The sequence below is a fragment of the Streptomyces sp. NPDC006259 genome (assembly GCF_042870975.1).
Taxonomy (GTDB): domain Bacteria; phylum Actinomycetota; class Actinomycetes; order Streptomycetales; family Streptomycetaceae; genus Streptomyces.
The window spans coordinates 222,986-239,434 of sequence record NZ_JBIAHY010000007.1 but is presented as its reverse complement, the minus strand read 5'-3'; the positions used below and the strand labels follow the sequence as shown (position 1 = coordinate 239,434).

Annotated in this window: 13 protein-coding genes and 1 pseudogene; 5 read left to right on the top strand and 9 right to left on the bottom strand. The window is 75.0% G+C overall.

Features of this window, described 5'->3' with window-relative positions; translation table 11 throughout:
• Positions 1-37: 37 nt before the first annotated feature.
• Entirely contained in the window at positions 38-1,240 is a 1,203-nt protein-coding gene (gene mycP, locus ACFYO5_RS28780) for a type VII secretion-associated serine protease mycosin (protein ID WP_388714129.1), read from the bottom strand.
• The gene (locus ACFYO5_RS28775; RefSeq protein WP_388714126.1) at positions 1,237-2,820 is read right to left on the bottom strand and encodes a hypothetical protein; all 1,584 of its coding nucleotides are present in this window, start codon (positions 2,818-2,820) and stop codon (positions 1,237-1,239) included. Before ACFYO5_RS28775 ends, mycP begins: the two co-directional genes overlap by 4 nt.
• A gap of 1,183 nt (positions 2,821-4,003) precedes the next feature.
• On the opposite strand from ACFYO5_RS28775, the gene ACFYO5_RS28770 reads away from it, so the two are divergent.
• Both ACFYO5_RS28770 and ACFYO5_RS28765 read left to right on the top strand, forming a co-directional pair.
• Positions 4,004-5,206, top strand: a complete 1,203-nt coding sequence (locus ACFYO5_RS28770) for an amino acid deaminase/aldolase (RefSeq protein WP_356563289.1) — start codon at positions 4,004-4,006, stop codon at positions 5,204-5,206.
• Positions 5,207-5,690: 484 nt separating this feature from the next.
• Positions 5,691-6,041 carry a hypothetical protein gene (locus ACFYO5_RS28765; RefSeq protein ID WP_388714123.1) on the top strand — a complete coding sequence of 117 codons (351 nt, stop codon included), beginning with the start codon at positions 5,691-5,693 and terminating at the stop codon, positions 6,039-6,041.
• A gap of 81 nt (positions 6,042-6,122) precedes the next feature.
• Here ACFYO5_RS28765 and ACFYO5_RS28760 read toward each other — a convergent pair whose 3' ends face one another.
• The 4 genes from ACFYO5_RS28760 to ACFYO5_RS28745 form a co-directional block, all read right to left on the bottom strand.
• Complete coding sequence (locus tag ACFYO5_RS28760) at positions 6,123-7,151, bottom strand: DUF2510 domain-containing protein (RefSeq protein WP_388714557.1); 1,029 nt, start codon at positions 7,149-7,151, stop codon at positions 6,123-6,125.
• 27 nt (positions 7,152-7,178) lie between these two features.
• The gene (locus ACFYO5_RS28755; RefSeq protein WP_388714120.1) at positions 7,179-7,961 is read right to left on the bottom strand and encodes a 3-oxoacyl-ACP reductase; all 783 of its coding nucleotides are present in this window, start codon (positions 7,959-7,961) and stop codon (positions 7,179-7,181) included.
• Complete coding sequence (locus ACFYO5_RS28750) at positions 7,958-9,346, bottom strand: aldehyde dehydrogenase family protein (RefSeq protein ID WP_388714553.1); 1,389 nt, start codon at positions 9,344-9,346, stop codon at positions 7,958-7,960. Before ACFYO5_RS28750 ends, ACFYO5_RS28755 begins: the two co-directional genes overlap by 4 nt.
• A gap of 83 nt (positions 9,347-9,429) precedes the next feature.
• Complete coding sequence (locus ACFYO5_RS28745; RefSeq protein ID WP_388714117.1) at positions 9,430-10,788, bottom strand: glutamine synthetase family protein; 1,359 nt, start codon at positions 10,786-10,788, stop codon at positions 9,430-9,432.
• Between the two features lie 103 nt (positions 10,789-10,891).
• On the opposite strand from ACFYO5_RS28745, the gene ACFYO5_RS28740 reads away from it, so the two are divergent.
• On the top strand, positions 10,892-11,626 hold the full coding sequence (locus tag ACFYO5_RS28740) for a FadR/GntR family transcriptional regulator (RefSeq protein ID WP_388714114.1): 735 nt from the start codon (positions 10,892-10,894) through the stop codon (positions 11,624-11,626).
• 69 nt (positions 11,627-11,695) lie between these two features.
• Positions 11,696-12,394 (top strand): gamma-glutamyl-gamma-aminobutyrate hydrolase family protein, encoded by a 699-nt coding sequence (locus ACFYO5_RS28735; protein WP_388714112.1) that lies wholly within the window; start codon positions 11,696-11,698, stop codon positions 12,392-12,394.
• A 542-nt stretch (positions 12,395-12,936) separates the two neighbouring features.
• On the opposite strand, the gene ACFYO5_RS28730 is transcribed toward ACFYO5_RS28735, so the two are convergent.
• On the bottom strand, positions 12,937-13,875 hold the full coding sequence (locus ACFYO5_RS28730; RefSeq protein ID WP_356563300.1) for a LysR family transcriptional regulator: 939 nt from the start codon (positions 13,873-13,875) through the stop codon (positions 12,937-12,939).
• A 70-nt stretch (positions 13,876-13,945) separates the two neighbouring features.
• Here ACFYO5_RS28730 and ACFYO5_RS28725 point away from each other — a divergent pair, with 70 nt between their 5' ends.
• Complete coding sequence (locus ACFYO5_RS28725; RefSeq protein ID WP_388714108.1) at positions 13,946-15,172, top strand: TDT family transporter; 1,227 nt, start codon at positions 13,946-13,948, stop codon at positions 15,170-15,172.
• Here the strand turns inward: ACFYO5_RS28725 and ACFYO5_RS28720 are convergent.
• Positions 15,150-15,701: pseudogene (locus ACFYO5_RS28720) on the bottom strand (helical backbone metal receptor); the annotation flags it as partial. The gene ACFYO5_RS28725 and the pseudogene ACFYO5_RS28720 overlap by 23 nt on opposite strands.
• A 50-nt stretch (positions 15,702-15,751) precedes the next feature.
• Complete coding sequence (locus ACFYO5_RS28715; protein ID WP_356563303.1) at positions 15,752-16,318, bottom strand: XRE family transcriptional regulator; 567 nt, start codon at positions 16,316-16,318, stop codon at positions 15,752-15,754.
• Positions 16,319-16,449: the final 131 nt, after the last annotated feature.

The window sequence follows — 16,449 nt, the reverse complement described above, 5'->3', positions numbered from 1 at the left end:
GCCCGGTGGCCGATGGGCCGGTGGGCCGGGAGCGGGATTAGAAGGCCTCGTACTGCTGTCGCCGGTCCTGCCGGTCGCGGTCGCGGCGGGCCCGCCACAGGACCACGGCGGCCACCAGCAGCACTCCGCCGGTGCCGCCCGCGAGCGGACCGGCCCAGCCCGAGGTGTCGTCGTCGGCCGGTTCCTCGTCCGGGCCGGGGCCGAAGTACTCCTCGCCGTACGCCGCCGACCGCGGGCCCTCGGGTGCGAGGCCGACGGCGGCCTTGATCGCCGCGGCCGGGTCGATGAAGCCGAAGCCGCGGGAGTCGTCGCGGCCGCCGGTGGGTGCGTTGCGGGCGGTGTCCTCCAGCAGCTTCTTGATCTGCGCCGGCGTCAGGTCCGGATGGGCGGCCTTGACGAGGGCGACCGCGCCGGAGACGAAGGCCGCCGCGGCGGAGGTGCCCCAGCCCTCGTAGTACTTGTGGTCCGGGTCGGCGATGACGACGTCGACGCCGGGGGCGCTGACCGTGGCGTACCAGCGGCGGGTGGAGAAGGAGGCGCGGGTGCCGTAGCGGTCGACGGCGGTCGCGGCGATGACGCCCGGGTAGGCCGCCGGGTAGGAGATGTGGTCGCCCTTCTCGCCGCCGTTGCCGGCCGAGGCGACGACGACCGAGCCCTTCTTCAGCGCGTACTGGACGGCCTCGTCCTCGGCGGGTTCGGGGTGGGCCGAGGCGGAGTCGTCGCCGAGGGAGAGGTTGATGACGTCGGCGCCCTGGTCGGCGGCCCAGCGGATGCCGTCGGCGAGGGCGTTGCCGCGGGTGTTGCGGGCCTTGGCGCGGGACGGGTCGCCGTCCTCCAGGATCACCCGGACGGGCAGGATCCTCGCTTCCGGGGCGATGCCCATGACACCGTCGCCGTTGCCGTTGCCATGGCCGTGACCGGCGATGATGCCGGCCATCGCGGTGCCGTGGCGGGCCCAGGCCCGGTCGCCGGGCCCGGCGCCGAAGCCGACCATGTCCCTGCCGGTCAGGACGTTGCCGTCGAGGTCGGGGTGGTCGGACTCGACGCCGGTGTCCAGGACGGCGACGGTGATGCCCCTGCCCTTGGTGGTCCGCCAGATCTCTTCGGTGTGCAGTGCCTCCAGGCCCCACTGTTTGGCCCGGATGCCGTCCGCGTACGCGGTGGTGGGCGGCACCAGGGCGACCGCGGCGGCCAGCAGGCAGCTCAGCACGCCGGCCCGGCAGGCCGCGCGGCCGGTCATGCGGGCGGCTCCGAGGGCGATACGGCGCTCTTGCGCAGGCCCCGCTCGACGCGGTCGGCTAGCCCCTTGGCCTCGTTGCCGAGGCCCGCCTGGGCGACGGCGGTGGCGGTGGCGCCCGAGGCGGTGGCCTCGACGGCGGACTGCGGGGTGGCGACCGTACGGCCGTCGGCCCAGCCGGAGACGGCGTAGACGACGACGGGGGCGTCGGTGAGGACGGACACCGTCCACGAGGCGCGCTGCCCGTCGCCGAAGGCGGCGGCCGGCGTGCCCTTCGCGGCGTACGGGCGGGGCATCAGGTCGGTGCGGCGGGCCAGGCCCTCCTTGGCGAACCGGGTGTCGAGGGCGCGCATGCCGGCCGCGTCGGCCTTGGTGAACAGCAGGCCCACGGTCGTGACGTAGCTGTGGGTGGCGTCGGTGTAGGTCGCGCGCAGCAGGCGGGTGCAGCCGACCGGGGCGAGTGCCTTGCCGAGCAGGGGGTCGAAGGCACCGGCGCAGCCGCTGTCCGGGGCGACGGCGATCCGCGTCCAGGTGCGGTCGGCGCCGCCGGGGCCCGCGCCCTGACCGTCCACGGTCGGGGGGAACAGCTGGTCGACGGGCGCGTTGTGCCACAGGCCCCGCGCGGTGGCGTAGACACCCTGCTCCCCCGCCTCCGCGGGGTCTCCGACGAGCCAGCTGCCGGTGACCGCGCCGCCGATGAGTCCCAGCCCGAGGACGACGCAGGCCGCCGCCGCGACCGTGTGCCCGCGCAGCCTCGTCCACCCCGCGCGCGGGGCGTCGCCGTACCCCTCCGGCGCGGCGAACGTCACGACGGGCCGCGTGGCACCCGGCGCCCCGCCCGGCACCATCGGGGCACTCCACGACAGCGCCGGATCGGGCCCCGCCTCGGCGGCCGGGGGCGGGGTGTCGAAGTCCGGATGCCGCAGGGGCGCCGCGGGGCTCCAGGCAGGCCGCGCGTCACCGTCGGGGTGCCGCCCGGGAACGGTGGTGGACAGCCCGTCCCGGTGCTGCCCGGGCGGGGGCGCCCAGGTACGCGGGAGGGGGGTCCAGGCGCTGCCGGGGGCGGGGGGCCGGGGCTGGTCGTGGTCGGGGACGGGAACGCCGGTGGGGGACGCGGCACGGGTGCCCGGTGCGCCGTGGGCTGCCTGCGCTGCCTGGGACGCCTGGGACGCCTGCGCTGCATGGGCTGCCTGGCGAGCGGAGGCCGGCGGGGCGCCCTCCGTACCCGGAGCCGGGGTGGCCGTGCGCTCCGGACCGGCGGTGCCGGGCACGCCGCCGGGAGCGGCCGGCCGCCCGGCGCCGGAACGGGCCGGGCCGGTCTCCGCGGGGGCGCCGGGGCGGGAGCCGGCGTTCGGACCGGTGGAACGCGGAAGGTTCGACTCGGCGGGACGCGGGAAGTCCGACTCGGCGGGACGGGGACCGCTGGGGCCGGTCGGGCGCGCGGTGCTCGGGGCGGCGGTCGGGTGCGCGGTGTTCGGGTGCCCGATGTTCGGAGTGGTCGAATACGCGGTGCTCGTCGAGCCGTTCCGGTGCCCGGTGTTCGGACCGGTCGGGCGGGATCCGTACGGCTGGGGCGCGTCCACGGTGTTCCCACCGGTCGGGCGCGGCCCAGGGGGGTCCGTCGGGCGCGGGTTGCGCGGTTCGGCCGGGTCCGTGGCGTGCGAGCCTGTGGCGGGCCGGCCGGCCGACGCGGTGGAGTGCGGGGCGTTCCGGAGCGCGGCGTCCCTGTCGGTCTGGCGGGCGTTGTCCAGCCGTGCGGGGCGGGGCGCGGCCGGGCCTGCCGGGCGGGCGGCCTCGGGACCGCTCGGTCCGGCAAGGGGCGTCCGCGGGGAGCGGGTGCCGTCCAGGCGGGCCGGGCGTGGGATGCCGGAGCGCGCCGGACCGGCACCCTCCGATCCCGCGGGTGCGGCACCGCCGGAACCGACCGGGCGGGCGCCGTCCGGTCGGGCCGGGCGGGTGATCCCCGGTTCCTGCCGCCACGCACCGGACGACGCGTCGGCAGCGGCGCCGTCCGAGGCGACCGGGCGGGCGCCGTCCGAGCGGGCCGGGCGGGTGATCCCCGGCCCCGGCGGGCGGGTGGGCTGCGTGGTCGCGGGACGGTCACGGTGCGGGGCCGTTGGCCGGGGTCCTTCCGCGGACCCGTACGCCCCGGTCCGGGGCCGGCCTTCGCCGGGCCGGCCACTCGGGGGCGGGGTGTCCGGGAAACGGGCCGACGCCGGGGGCGGGGGCATGGGGTCCGTCTGCGGGGCCGGGGACGGCAGGTGCGGGAAGCCCGGCGCGGCGGACGGCGGTTCGGGAACCCCGCGGGCGGAGGCGAACGGGCCGGCGCTCGGCGGCTGGGCCACCTGGTTCCCCGTGTCCGAGTCCCGGTCCGGGTCCGGGGACGTCGGTGGATGGGGCGGGCGGGGTGGGGTCGCCGGGGGCGGGGGCGTCGTCGGGCGCGGGGGGATCGAGGCGCGGCGTGCTTCCGTACTCATGCACCCCCCGTTTCCTCGTGCCCGCGCCGTCGTTGTCCTGCGGGGCGCTCTCCTCCGCCCGGTGGCCCGGGTGCGGACACGCCGGTCACACCTGGGCACGCATACCCGCACGGGCGGACCGGCATCCCGGCACGGGTGACCGGCCGGAGCCGCCCTCCGTGCGTGCGCGTCACTCTACGGCTTGTTCCTGCGCGAACGGGAACCTGTCCGCAACCGGTCCGTGCCCTCGGGGGCATCTGCCCGGAACGTCCCCCTACCCTGCGGTAATCGGGTCTGGCAGGCTGCGTCCATGACTGCGCGCGCCGCCGACCGGGCCCGGTACGACCGGGCCACCGCCCATCTCGACGCTCCTCTCGCCATCGTTGACCTGGAGGCATTCGACGCCAACGCGGACGATCTGGTCCGCCGGGCGGGTGGGAAGCCGGTGCGGGTCGCGAGCAAGTCCGTCCGCTGCCGGGCCCTGCTGGAGCGCGTCCTGGCGAAGGACGGCTTCGCGGGCATCATGTCGTTCACCCTGGCCGAATCCCTGTGGCTGGCCCGGTCGGGCTTCGACGACATCCTGCTCGCCTACCCCTCGGCCGACCGTTCCGGCTTCGCGGAACTGGCCGGCGACCCGAAACTGGCCGCCGCCGTCACCGTGATGGTGGACGACGTCGCCCAGCTCGACCTGATCGACTCCGCGCGCGGCGACGGCCACGAAGTGGTGCGGGTCTGCCTGGAGTTGGACACCTCACTGAAGCTGCTGGGCGGCCGGATGCGGATCGGTGCCCTGCGCTCCCCGCTGCACTCCCCGGCCCAGGTCGCCGACGTGGCACGGGCGGTGGCCCGGCGCCCCGGGTTCCGGCTGGTGGGGATCATGGCGTACGAGGGGCACATCGCGGGCGTGGGCGACTCCCTGGCCGGACGGCCCTTCCGGTCGCGTGCGATACGGCTGATGCAGGCCACCGCCCGGCGTGAACTCGTCGAGCGGCGTGCCGCGGTGGTGCGTGCGGTGCGGGCCGTCGCGCCGGACCTGGAGTTCGTCAACGGCGGTGGCACCGGCAGTGTGCAGCACACCGCCGCGGAGGACGCGGTCACCGAGATCGCGGCCGGCTCGGGACTGTACGTGCCGCGGCTGTTCGACAACTACACGTCCTTCGACGGCCGTCCGGCCGCCCTGTTCGCCCAGCCCGTCGTGCGCCGCCCGGGCGTCGGCGTCGTCACCGTCCTCGGCGGCGGCTACCCCGCCTCCGGTGCCGCCGGACCCGACCGGCTGCCGGTGCCGTATCTGCCGGAGGGGCTGCGCTACGACTCGCAGGAGGGCCCCGGCGAGGTGCAGACCCCGCTGCTCGGCTCCCCCGCCGACGATCTGCTGATCGGCGACAAGGTGTGGTTCCGGCACGCGAAGGCCGGCGAACTGTGCGAGCGGTTCGACGTGCTGCGCCTGATCGAGGGGGACGAGGTGACGGCGACGGTGCCGACGTACCGCGGCGAGGGCCGCACGTTCCTCTAGCTCCGCACTTCGCGGGGGTCCGCCTGTCGGCGGCCACGGGTCGGCAGCGCCGCCGACCCGCCCGTCGTCGCCGTCGCCCGGGGCGTCCGGCTCCACCTGCTCGACGTCCTCGGCCGGGAACCGACACACCCCCGCCGGCCGGACCCGAACGAATTGCCGGCGAAGCAGTGAGCCGATTTCGCCCTCGGACACCGGTCAAGGACGGCGCGGCTGGGACGATGCCTCGGTGAACCACTCCTCGTACTCCCGCATCGGTCCTGGTCATGACCGGTGGCATCCCCCGGAGCCCCGGCGAGCCGAGCCCGGCCGGTGGCCGAAGTTGGAGGCCGCACTCGCTGTGGTCAATCGCGACCTGACGGCGACCCTGCCGGGCCAGGACGCGCTGATACTGATGGATGCCCCGTCTTGGCGGCCTTCGCCCTCGAACGGGATCGACAGGCAGGTCTACGTGGCGCTGCCGGACGGCCGTTGGCACGGTAATCCGGTGAACGCGTGCGACCTGGAGGAGGGCGACCCGCCGGAGCCGGACGATGCGACGACGGTCCTGACCGTGGTCGCGGATGCGGCGCAGGAGACCGTCATGGAGCTGCTCCGGCAGGTCTGGCCGCTCTGCCGGGAACACGGGAGCGGGATGCACCCGCGTCCCGCGGGGACCGCTGACGACTGGTACCAGGGCGAGAGGGACACGGCCGGTCCCCCGGTGTGGTGGTGCCGTGGCAGCCGGGATGGCAGGTGCCACGACGTCTCCCCGGTGGGCGAGTTGGCCGCCATCCTGCCGGGAGAGCGGCAGGGCGCACTGCGGCGCAGCGAGGGTGAGCGAGACGGCCCCCGATAGCCGCGGGCCGGGCAACTGCGCGATGCCGCCGCAATCCGCCGTCCGCCGCCACCCGCGATGTACGGATCGGGCCCGTGCGGCTCACCGCTTCGGTGTGAGGCCGCTGCCGACCCCGCCGCCCGTGTCCGCGTCGCCGGCCGGGCGGATGCCCTTGGTGATGCGGTCCATGTCGGTGAGCGGCGGCCCGTCCTCGCCCGCGTCGAAGACGTAGCGGACCAGGACGGGGGCCTCGGTGCCGACGGTGGACGGGAAGACCAGGGACTGGACGTAGCCGCCGGGCCCCTCGGCGGTCGTCACCCGCCAGCGGACGTAGTACCCGGCGCGGCCGCCGACCGCGACCTGCCCGGCGGCCACCGCCTTGTGCGACTCGATCCCGCCGAAGGGGCGTCGGCCGACGAGGTCACGGTCGTAGGCGTCGTCGGCCGCGTCGGCGATGTCCGCCTCGGCCAGCGCCCTGGGCGAGGTCTCGGCGGTGTCGGTCACGGTGCGGGAGACGACCCGGCCGTGCCGGCAGACGCCGCCGCCCGGACAGTCGTAGGTGCCGTCGGTGGTCATGACGACGTCCGGCTCGGCGACGTGTTCGGGGAGGACCCAGCCCTCGGGCAGCGGGAGCGTGATGCCGTTCAGTTCGTCCACGACGGAAGGGGCGGCGGACGGGGTGGCCGACGGGTCGGGGGACGGGGCGGGGGTGGAGGCGTCCGGGGTCGTCGCGGGCGCCGAGGAGGTGCCGGCCAGCGGGGCGGCGGCGGGTTCCGTCCCGTCGCCGTCGCCGCGCAGCACGACGACTCCGGTCACGACCGCCGCGACGAGGGCGGCCGCGACGACCACCGGGACGACGGGCCGGGACCGGCCGCCACCACCGCACGAGGGGCGGCGGCCCGTACCCGCCGGCCCGGCGAAACCCTGCCGAACCGGACCCGCGGGCGGCCCGAAGCCCTCGGCGAGCGGTGTCACGGGCGGTGTCGGCGGTGACACCGGTGTCGGCGGCCCGAAGCCCTCCCCGGCCGGGGACCCCGGGGCGCGCCGGTGGTCGGTCCAGGTGGTGCCGTCCCACCAGCGCTCCTGGTGGGGGGCCGTCGGGTCGCCGTACCAGCCGGGCGGGGGCGTCATGCTCATCCCGGCACTGTAGGACGCGGGCTACAGCGGGGTGACGTACGCCCCGGCGATGCCGCCGTCGACGAGGAAGTCGCTGGCGTTGACGAAGGAGGAGTCGTCGCTGGCCAGGAAGGCGACGGCGGCGGCGATCTCCTCGGCCTCGGCGAACCGTCCGACCGGGATGTGGACGAGACGGCGGGCCGCCCGCTCGGGGTCCTTGGCGAACAGCTCCTGGAGGAGCGGGGTGTTGACCGGCCCGGGGCACAGGGCGTTGACGCGGATGCCCTCCCGGGCGAACTGCACGCCCAGTTCGCGGGACATGGCGAGGACACCGCCCTTGGAGGCCGTGTACGAGATCTGGGAGGTGGCCGCGCCCATCCTGGCCACGAAGGACGCCGTGTTGATGATGGAGCCCCTGCCCTGGCGGCGCATGTAGGGGATGGCGGCCTTGCAGCACAGGTAGACGGAGGTGAGGTTGACCTCCTGGACGCGCTTCCAGGCCTCCAGTCCGGTGTCGAGGATGGAGTCGTCGTCGGGGGGTGAGATGCCGGCGTTGTTGAAGGCGATGTCGACACTGCCGTAGGTGTCGTACGCCGCCTTGAACAGGGCCTCGACCTGGTCCGGGTCGGTGACGTCGACCTTCACGAACAGGCCGCCGACCTCGTCGGCGGCGGCCTTGCCGCGGGTCTCGTCGACGTCGCCGCAGACCACGTGGGCGCCCTCGGAGGCGAGGCGGCGGGCGGTGGCGAGGCCGATGCCGCTGGCGGCCCCGGTGATGACGGCGGTGCGGCCGACGAGCCGGCGGCAGATGATCTCTTCGGTCACTGTGCGGGGCCCTCCGTGCTGATGAAGACGTTCTTGGTCTCGGTGAAGGCGGTCAGGGCGTCGGGTCCGAGTTCGCGGCCGACGCCGGACTGCTTGAAGCCCCCGAACGGGGTCGAGTAGCGGACGCTGGAGTGGGAGTTGACGGACAGGTTGCCGGCGCGGACGGCCCGCGAGACGCGCAGGGCGCGGCCGACGTCACGGGTCCAGATGGATCCGGAGAGGCCGTACTCGGTGGCGTTGGCGAGGGCGATCGCCTCCGCCTCGTCCTCGAACGGCAGGACGACGGCGACCGGGCCGAAGACCTCCTCCACGGCGACGCGCGCGCCGGGGTCGAGGCCGGTGAGGACGGTGGGCGGGAACCAGAAGCCGGGGCCCGCGGGCGCCTTGCCGCGGATGCCGGGCAGACCGTCCGGCACGTAGGAACGCACCCGGTCCAGCTGGGCTCGGGAGATCAGCGGTCCCATGTCCGTGGCCTCGTCCGACGGGTCGCCCACCACCACCGACTCGATCGCGGGGGCGAGGAGCTCCAGGAAACGGTCGTGGACGGAGCGCTGGACGAGGATGCGGGTGCGGGCGCAGCAGTCCTGGCCGGAGTTGTCGAGGAAGGCCATCGGAGCGGCCGCGGCGGCGGCCTCGACGTCCGCGTCGGCGAAGACGATGTTGGGGCTCTTGCCGCCGAGTTCGAGGGTGACGCGCTTGAGCAGGTCGGCCCCCTTCGCCCACACGCGTTTGCCCACGGTCGTCGATCCGGTGAAGACGATCTTCGCCACGCCCGGATGCTCGACCAGGGCGTTGCCGGCGACGGGGCCGCGGCCGGGCAGCACCTGGAACAGACCCTCCGGCAGGCCGGCCTCCAGGGCGAGTCCGGCCAGCCGCAGGGCGGTCAGCGGGGTGGTCTCGGCGGGCTTGAGGATCACCGCGTTTCCGGCGGCGAGCGCCGGGGCCGCGCCCCAGGCCGCGATCGGCATCGGGAAGTTCCACGGCGCGATGACGCCGACGACACCCAGCGGTTCGAGGATCGTGACGTCGAGGCCGCCCGCGACCGGGATCTGACGTCCCGTGAGGCGCTCCACTCCCCCGGCCGCGTAGTCCAGCAGGTCCCGGACGTTGCCCGCCTCCCAGCGGGCGTTGCCGATGGTGTGCCCGGCCTCGCGGACCTCGCACCGGGCCAGTTCTTCGAGGTGTTCGTCGACCCGCGTGGCGAAACGGCGCAGCAGGCGGGCGCGGTCGCCCGGCGCGAGGGCGGCCCACCTGGCCTGGGCCCGGGTGCCGTGCACGACGGCCGCGTGGACGTCGGCCTCGGTGGCGGCGGGGACGGTCGCGACGATCTCCTCGGTGGCCGGATCGACGACGTGGAGCTGGTCGGACGCGGGCCGGTCGGACATCGACTCGTCGGAGTGCGGCTGGTCGGACTTCCGCTGGTCGCGCTTCGGCTGGTCGGGCTTCGGCTGGTCGGGCAAGAAGGGCCTCACAGGCGTTCGAAGGAGCGGCGCAGCTCCCAGTCGGTGACCGCCGCGTCGAAGGCCTCCAGCTCGACGCGGGCCATGTTGCGGTAGTGGGCGACGACCTCGTCGCCGAAGGCGGCTCGCGCGACGGGGCTGTTCTCCCACAGGTCGGCGGCCTCGCGGAGGGTGGTGGGAACGCGCGCGTAGTCGGCGCCGTAGGCGTTGCCGGCGCAGGGCTCGGGCAGTTCGAGCCGCCGCTCGATGCCGTACAGGCCGGCGGCCACCAGTGCGGCGACCGCGAGGTGCGGGTTGACGTCGCCGCCGGGCAGCCGGTTCTCGAAGCGCAGGGAGCGGCCGTGGCCGACGACGCGCAGGGCGCAGGTGCGGTTGTCGTGGCCCCAGGCGACGGCGGTCGGGGCGAAGGACCCCGGCTGGAACCGCTTGTAGGAGTTGATGTGCGGGGCGTAGAGGAGCGAGAAGTCGCGCAGGGCGGCGAGCTGTCCGGCGAGGAAGTACCGCATGACCTCGGACATCCCGTCCGGCCCTGCCATCGCGTTGGCGCCGTCGGCGTCGGCGAGGGAGAGGTGGATGTGGCAGGAGTTCCCCTCGCGCTCGTTGTACTTCGCCATGAAGGTGAGGGAGACGCCTTCCTGCGAGGCGATCTCCTTGGCACCGGTCTTGTAGATGGCGTGCTGGTCGCAGGTGACCAGGGCCTCGTCGTAGCGGAAGACGATCTCGTGCTGGCCGGGGTTGCACTCCCCCTTGGCGGACTCGACGGTGAGGCCGGCGCCGGCCATGTCGTTGCGCAGGCGCCGCAGGAGGGGCTCGACGCGGCCGGTGCCGAGGATCGAGTAGTCGATGTTGTACTGGTTGACCGGCGTGAGCCCCCGGTAGTGGGCGTCCCAGGCCTGCTCGTAGGTGTCCTTGAAGACGATGAACTCCAGCTCGGTGCCGACCTGGGCGGTGTAGCCCAGCTCGGCGAGGCGCTCCAGCTGGCGGCGCAGGATCTGCCGGGGCGCGGCGAGAACGGGCGAGCCGTCCTCCCAGGCCAGGTCGGCTACGAGCATCGCCGTGCCGGGGTGCCAGGGCAGGCGGCGCAGGGTGCTCAGGTCGGGATGCATGGCGAAGTCGCCGTAGCCCCGCGCCCAGGAGGACATCTCGTAACCGTCGACCGTGTTCATCTCGGTGTCGACGGCGAGCAGGTAGTTGCAGCCCTCGGTGCCGTGTTCGAGGACCTCGTCGAGGAAGAAGCGGGCGGCGAAACGCTTGCCCTGGAGACGCCCTTGCATGTCGGGGAAGGCGAGGACGACGGTGTCGATCTCACCGCCGGCGACGAGGGCGCGCAGTTCCTCGACGCCGAGCGGGGGTGTGCGGTCTGCCACGGGAGGGCCTCCTCAGGCTTCCTCGGCTGCTACGGCTGTGTCGGACGGCCGGGAGCCATAAGGTATGGCGGGGAACCTTTACTTGGGAAGGGGGCGCGACCGGATGGCGGTGGATGCCGAGGAGGGACCGGCCGACCGGTTGACGCCGGTGCTGCGGCCGGTCCGGGCCGGGAACGGCTTCGAGGAGGCCCTGGAGCAGATCCTCCAGGTCGTACGGCTGGGTCTGGTGCCCGGTGGCGAACGTCTTCCCGCCGAACGGGACCTGGCGGAACGGCTCGGGATCAGCCGGGTGACGCTGCGCGAGGTGCTGAAGGTGCTCCAGGAACAGGGGCTGGTGGAGTCCCGGCGGGGCCGCTACGGCGGAACGTTCGTGCGGCCGCGCGCGGACGCGGTCGGCGAGGCCGAGCTGCGGCGGCGGATCGCCGGGGTCGACATGGAGGACGTGCTCCGGTTCCGGGAGGTGCTGGAGGTCGGCGCGGCGGGCCTGTGCGCGGCGTACGGCCTGACGGAGGAGCAGGGGGGCCGGCTGCGTCAGGCGTTGGAGCGCACCGAGGACGCGCCCCTGGCCGAGTACCGGCGCCTCGACACGATGCTGCACCTCACCCTCGCCGAACTGTCCGGCTCACCCTCACTGGTGGCGCGGTACGCGGCGGTCCGGGCGACGGTGAACGACCTGCTGGACTGCATCCCGCTGCTGGTGCGCAACTTGGAGCACTCGCAGCGCCAGCACGCGGCCCTGGTGGAGGCGGTGCTCGACGGGGACGCGGACGGCGCGCGGGAGATGATGCGCGAGCACTGCGTGGGGACGGCCGCGCTGCTGCGGGGCTTCCTCGCCTGACCCGTGAGCCTGTTCAATGGTCCGGATCGAGTCCATTGAGGGGTCCCGGGGACGGGATGGAGGCGGGGCATGGCGAACGGCACGGGCAGGCCGCTGATAGGCGTCAGCACGTATCTGGAGACCGGGGCGCGGTGGGGGGTGTGGGAGTTGGAGGCGGCGTTGCTGCCGGTCGGGTATCCGCGCCTCGTGCAGCGGGCGGGCGGCCTGGCCGTGATGCTGCCGCCGGACGCGCCCGAGCACGCGGCGGCCGCCGTGGCCCGGCTGGACGGGCTGGTCATAGCGGGCGGGCCCGATGTCGAGCCGGAGCGGTACGGGGCCGAGCGGGACCCCCGGACGGGGCCGCCGGCGCGGATGCGGGACGCGTGGGAACTGGCGCTGATCGAGGCCGCGTTGGCGACGGGGGTGCCGCTGCTGGGGATCTGCCGGGGGATGCAGTTGCTGAACGTGGCGCTCGGTGGGTCGCTCGTGCAGCATCTGTCCGGGCACGCGGAGGTCGTCGGGGTGTTCGGGCGGCATCCGGTGAAGCCCGTGCCGGGGACGCTGTACGCCGGGCTCGTGCCCGAGGAGACGACGGTGCCGACCTTCCATCACCAGGCGGTGGATCGGCTGGGCGTGGGGCTGGTGGCGTGCGCGTACGCGGGGGACGGGACGGTGGAGGCGGTCGAACTCCCGTCGGGCAGCGGCGGGTGGGCGCTGGGGGTGCAATGGCATCCGGAGATGGGTGAGGACGGGCGGGTGATGCGCGGGTTGGTGCGGGCGTCGGGGTAGGCGGGGCGGCCCTTCACGCCCCGCCGCCGTTCACGGCCTCCCTCGCCCCGCCGCCGTTCACGGCCTTCCTCGCCCCCGCCGCCGTTCACGGCCTCCCTCGCCCCCGGCGCCCTTCGCGGCCTTCCTCGCCCCGCCGCCGTTCACGGCCTTCCTCGTCCCCGCCGCCCCTTCCCGTCCCGATCCTGGGGGCCTCGCCACCAGGCTCCCGCTGTCGGCGCTTCGCGCGTCGTCCTCGAACGCCGGGCGGGCCGGGACAGCCGACCGGTTCGGCGGAGGGGCGGGCAGGGGCCGCTCCACGTCGTGCGGTCGGACCACCGCTGCCGGGCGAGGCCTGGCACGCACTCGGGCCACACCGGGCCAGAGCCCGGGCACCCCCCGTACCAGGCCTTCCGCCCGGCACACCGACGGACCCCGACAGGCTGACCGCACGCACCGGACGCCGGCCGGCCCGCTCTCCGGGCGGACGACGGCGGACGACGGGGTGACGGGGGGAGTGACGGGAGTGACGGGAGTGACGGGAGTGACGGGAGTGACGGGAAGATCTACCCCCGGGTCAGCGACAGCAGGTCCCGGGCCGGGCCCGTCGGGCGGTGGCCCGTGGGCCAGACCGCTCGGAGGTCCCGGGCCAGGCGGACCCCGTCCACCGGGACGGACACCAGGCGCCGCAGGCCCAGTTCCTCGCCCACCGCCAGTTCGCTCAGGACCGCAGGACCCGCGCCGCTGACCGCCGCCGCCTTCACCGCCGTGGTCGAGGACAGCTCGATCAGGGGGCGGGCCAGCCCGCCGAGTGCCGCGTCGAGGACCTGACGGGTCCCGGAACCCTCCTCCCGGAGGATCAGCGGCGTCGACGCCAGCTCCTGCGCGGACAGCGCCCGCCGGCGCCGCGCCCACGGATGCGCGGGCGCCGCGACGACGATCAGCCGGTCGTGGGCGATGACCGTCGAGTCCAGGCCCGCCGGCACGTTGAGCCCCTCGACGAAGCCGAGGTCGGCCTCGCCGGACAGCAGCCGTTCCGCCACCGCCGTCGAGTTGCCCGCGAGCAGCGACACCGCCGTGTCCGGCCGCTGGGAGCGCAGCGCGAGGAGCCAGCCGGGCAGCAGGTACTCGGCGATGGTCATGCTCGCCGCGACCCGCAGCCGCGAGTCGCGCCGGTCGCGCAGCGCCTGCGCGCCCGCGTCGAAGGCCGCCGCCGCCTCGACGATCCGTCGCGCCCAGTCGGTGACCAGCGCGCCGGCGTCGGTGAGCCGGGAGCCGCGCGGTGAACGGTCCACGAGGGCCACGCCGAGCTGGCGTTCCATGGAACGGACGCGGCTGCTCGCGGCCGGCTGGGTGATGCCCAGCTCACGGGCGGCCTGGCCGAGGCTGCCGAGCCGGGCGACGGCCAGCAGCAGTTCCAGGGCACCGAGGTCGGGGACCCGGTGCGCGATCGAGCCGCCGGGCCGCTCCCCCAGGGGTTCGTGCGTCGTCTCGTCGCTGGTCATAAGGTCAGTTTATGCCCTCATAGAGCCATCGTCCCTGGTCGGGGGCGCGTCCGGGCGGGACGGTGGAGTCATGGTCACCGCAGTCCAGCCCGTCGTCCTCGCGAGCCCGCGGCCGCGCCCGCGTGCCGCCGCCGTCCGTCATCTCGGCCCGAACTGGTACGCCACGGTCATGGGCACCGCCGTGGTGGCGACGGCGGGCGCGGGCCTGCCCGCCCACGTTCCGGGGCTGCGCACGGCCTGTGCTGCCGTCTGGACCCTCTCCCTGCTCCTGCTGCCGGCCCTGCTCGCCGCCCGGGCGGCGCACTGGCGCCACCACCGCGACCAGGCCCGCGCCCACGTCCTGGACCCGGCGACGGTCCCGTTCTACGGCTGCCTGGCGATGGCGCTGGTCGCGGTCGGCGGCGGGGCGCTCGCGGTCGGACGGGACTGGATCGGCACCGACGCGGCCGTCGCTCTCGACGCCGTGCTGTTCTGCGCCGGCACCGGGGTGGGGCTCGCGGCGGCCGTCGCGGTCCCGTACCTCATGGCCGTACGCCACCGGGTCGAGCCGGGGCAGGCCACGCCGGTGTGGCTGCTGCCGCTGGTGGCGCCGATGGTGTCGGCCGCCTCGGGGCCGCACCTGGTGCCGTACCTGCCGGCCGGGCAGGCCCGCGAGACGTTGCTGTTCGCGTGTTTCGCGCTGTTCGGGCTGAGCCTGCTCGCCACGCTGGTGATGCTGCCGGTCGTCTTCGCCCGGCTGGTCACCGGCGGTCCGCTGCCCCTCGCCCTGACCCCGACGCTGTTCCTGGTCCTGGGCCCGCTCGGGCAGTCGACGACGGCCGTCGGGGCGTTCGCGGAGGTCGCGCCCACGGTGGTGTCCGCGCCCGACAGCCGCGTTCTCGCGGTTCTCGCCGTCCTCTACGGGGTGCCCGTCATGGGGTTCGCGCTGCTGTGGTCGTGTCTGGCCACCGTCCATGTGGTGCGGGCCCGCCGGGCCGGGATGGGTTTCACGATGACGTGGTGGGCGTTCACCTTCCCGGTCGGCACCTGTGTGACCGGCGCCGAGGCCCTGGCCCGGCACACGGGGCTCGTCGCGTACGAGGCGCCGGCCGTCGGGCTGTACGTCGTGCTGGTGACCGCCTGGGCCGTCGTCGCCGCGCACACCGTGCGGGGGCTGGTCAGCGCCGAGCTGCTCGCAGCGCCCCGGCCAGCACCTGCGGCGCCTCGGCCAGCGACGGGCCGTACCACGTCAGGTGCCGTCCGCCGACGAGGGCGCACGGCAGACCGGGGAAGGCCTCCGGGCCGTCGTCGGCGGTGAAACGGTAGGGCTCGTCGGGCAGGACGACCAGGTCCGGGGCCGCCGCCCGCAGGTCGTCCAGCGCCACCTCGGGGTAGCGGTCCTGGTGGTCGGCGTACAGGTGGTCCACGCCCAGGCGGGCGAGGACGTCTCCGGCGAAGGTGTCGCGGCCCAGGACCATCCACGGGCGGCGCCAGACCGGCACCACGGCCGTCCGGTGGCGGCCGGGCGGTTCCAGGGCGTCCCAGGCCTCCTCGGCCTCGTCCAGCCAGCGGGGGCGCGAACGGGCCCCGCAGGCGTCCAGCACGCGTGCCAGCTCACGGAAGGCCTGCGGCACGCTCCGTACCTCGGTCACCAGGACCTCGATGCCGGCGTCCCGGAGGACGGCGAGGTCCGGCTCCCGGTTCTCCTCCTCGTTGGCGATCACCAGATCGGGTGCGAGCGAGGCGATCCGGTCGGTCGCGGGGTTCTTGGTGCCGCCGATCCGGGGGACGTCGAGGTCGGAGGGGTGGGTGCACCAGTCGGTGACGCCGACCAGGACACCGGGCACGGACGAGGCCACCGCTTCGGTCAGCGAGGGCACCAACGAGACGACGCGCACTACCGTCCGCGGTCCCGGACCGCCTCGATGTGCTCCGCCACGGCGACGACCACGATCCGGGTGTCCGGTACGGTCGCGCGCCAGCGGTGACGGACCCCGCCGGTGAGGTACAGGGTGTCGCCGCGGCCGAGACGGTAGGCCCGGCCCTCCGCCTCGATCTCCACCGCGCCGTCGGCGACGTACATCAGCTGGTCGTTGCGGTACTGGAACTCGCGGCCGGCCTCGTGGTCCCCGGTGAACTCCGAGGCGTGCATCTGGTGGTGCCCCCGGACCAGGGAGCGGGACCGCGGATCGGGTCCGGGCTCGGCGATCTCGGCGCGCACGACGTCGACGCTGCACGCCGGGTCGGCGGCGGCGAGGAGTTCGACGGCCGTGGTGCGCAGGGCGTCGGCGACCTTCTCCAGGGAGCCGGTGCTGGGTCGCGCCCGGTCGTTCTCGATCTGGCTCAGGAACGGGACTGACAGGCCGCTGCGCTGGGCCACGACGGCGAGCGTGAGGTCCAGGGACCGGCGCCGCCGCCGGACGGCCGCGCCCACCCGGAGGGGCTGTTCCTTGTGGTCGCCCATCGCTCCGGCTCCCTCCTACGCTCGTCGGTCCCGGCTACCGAGTGCCCCTTCGCGGGCGCCCGTCCACTGCTGAGTTCTCTGCACCCTACGCATGTTCGGCAAACCGTTTCACGAGCCCGTCACATCGAGGA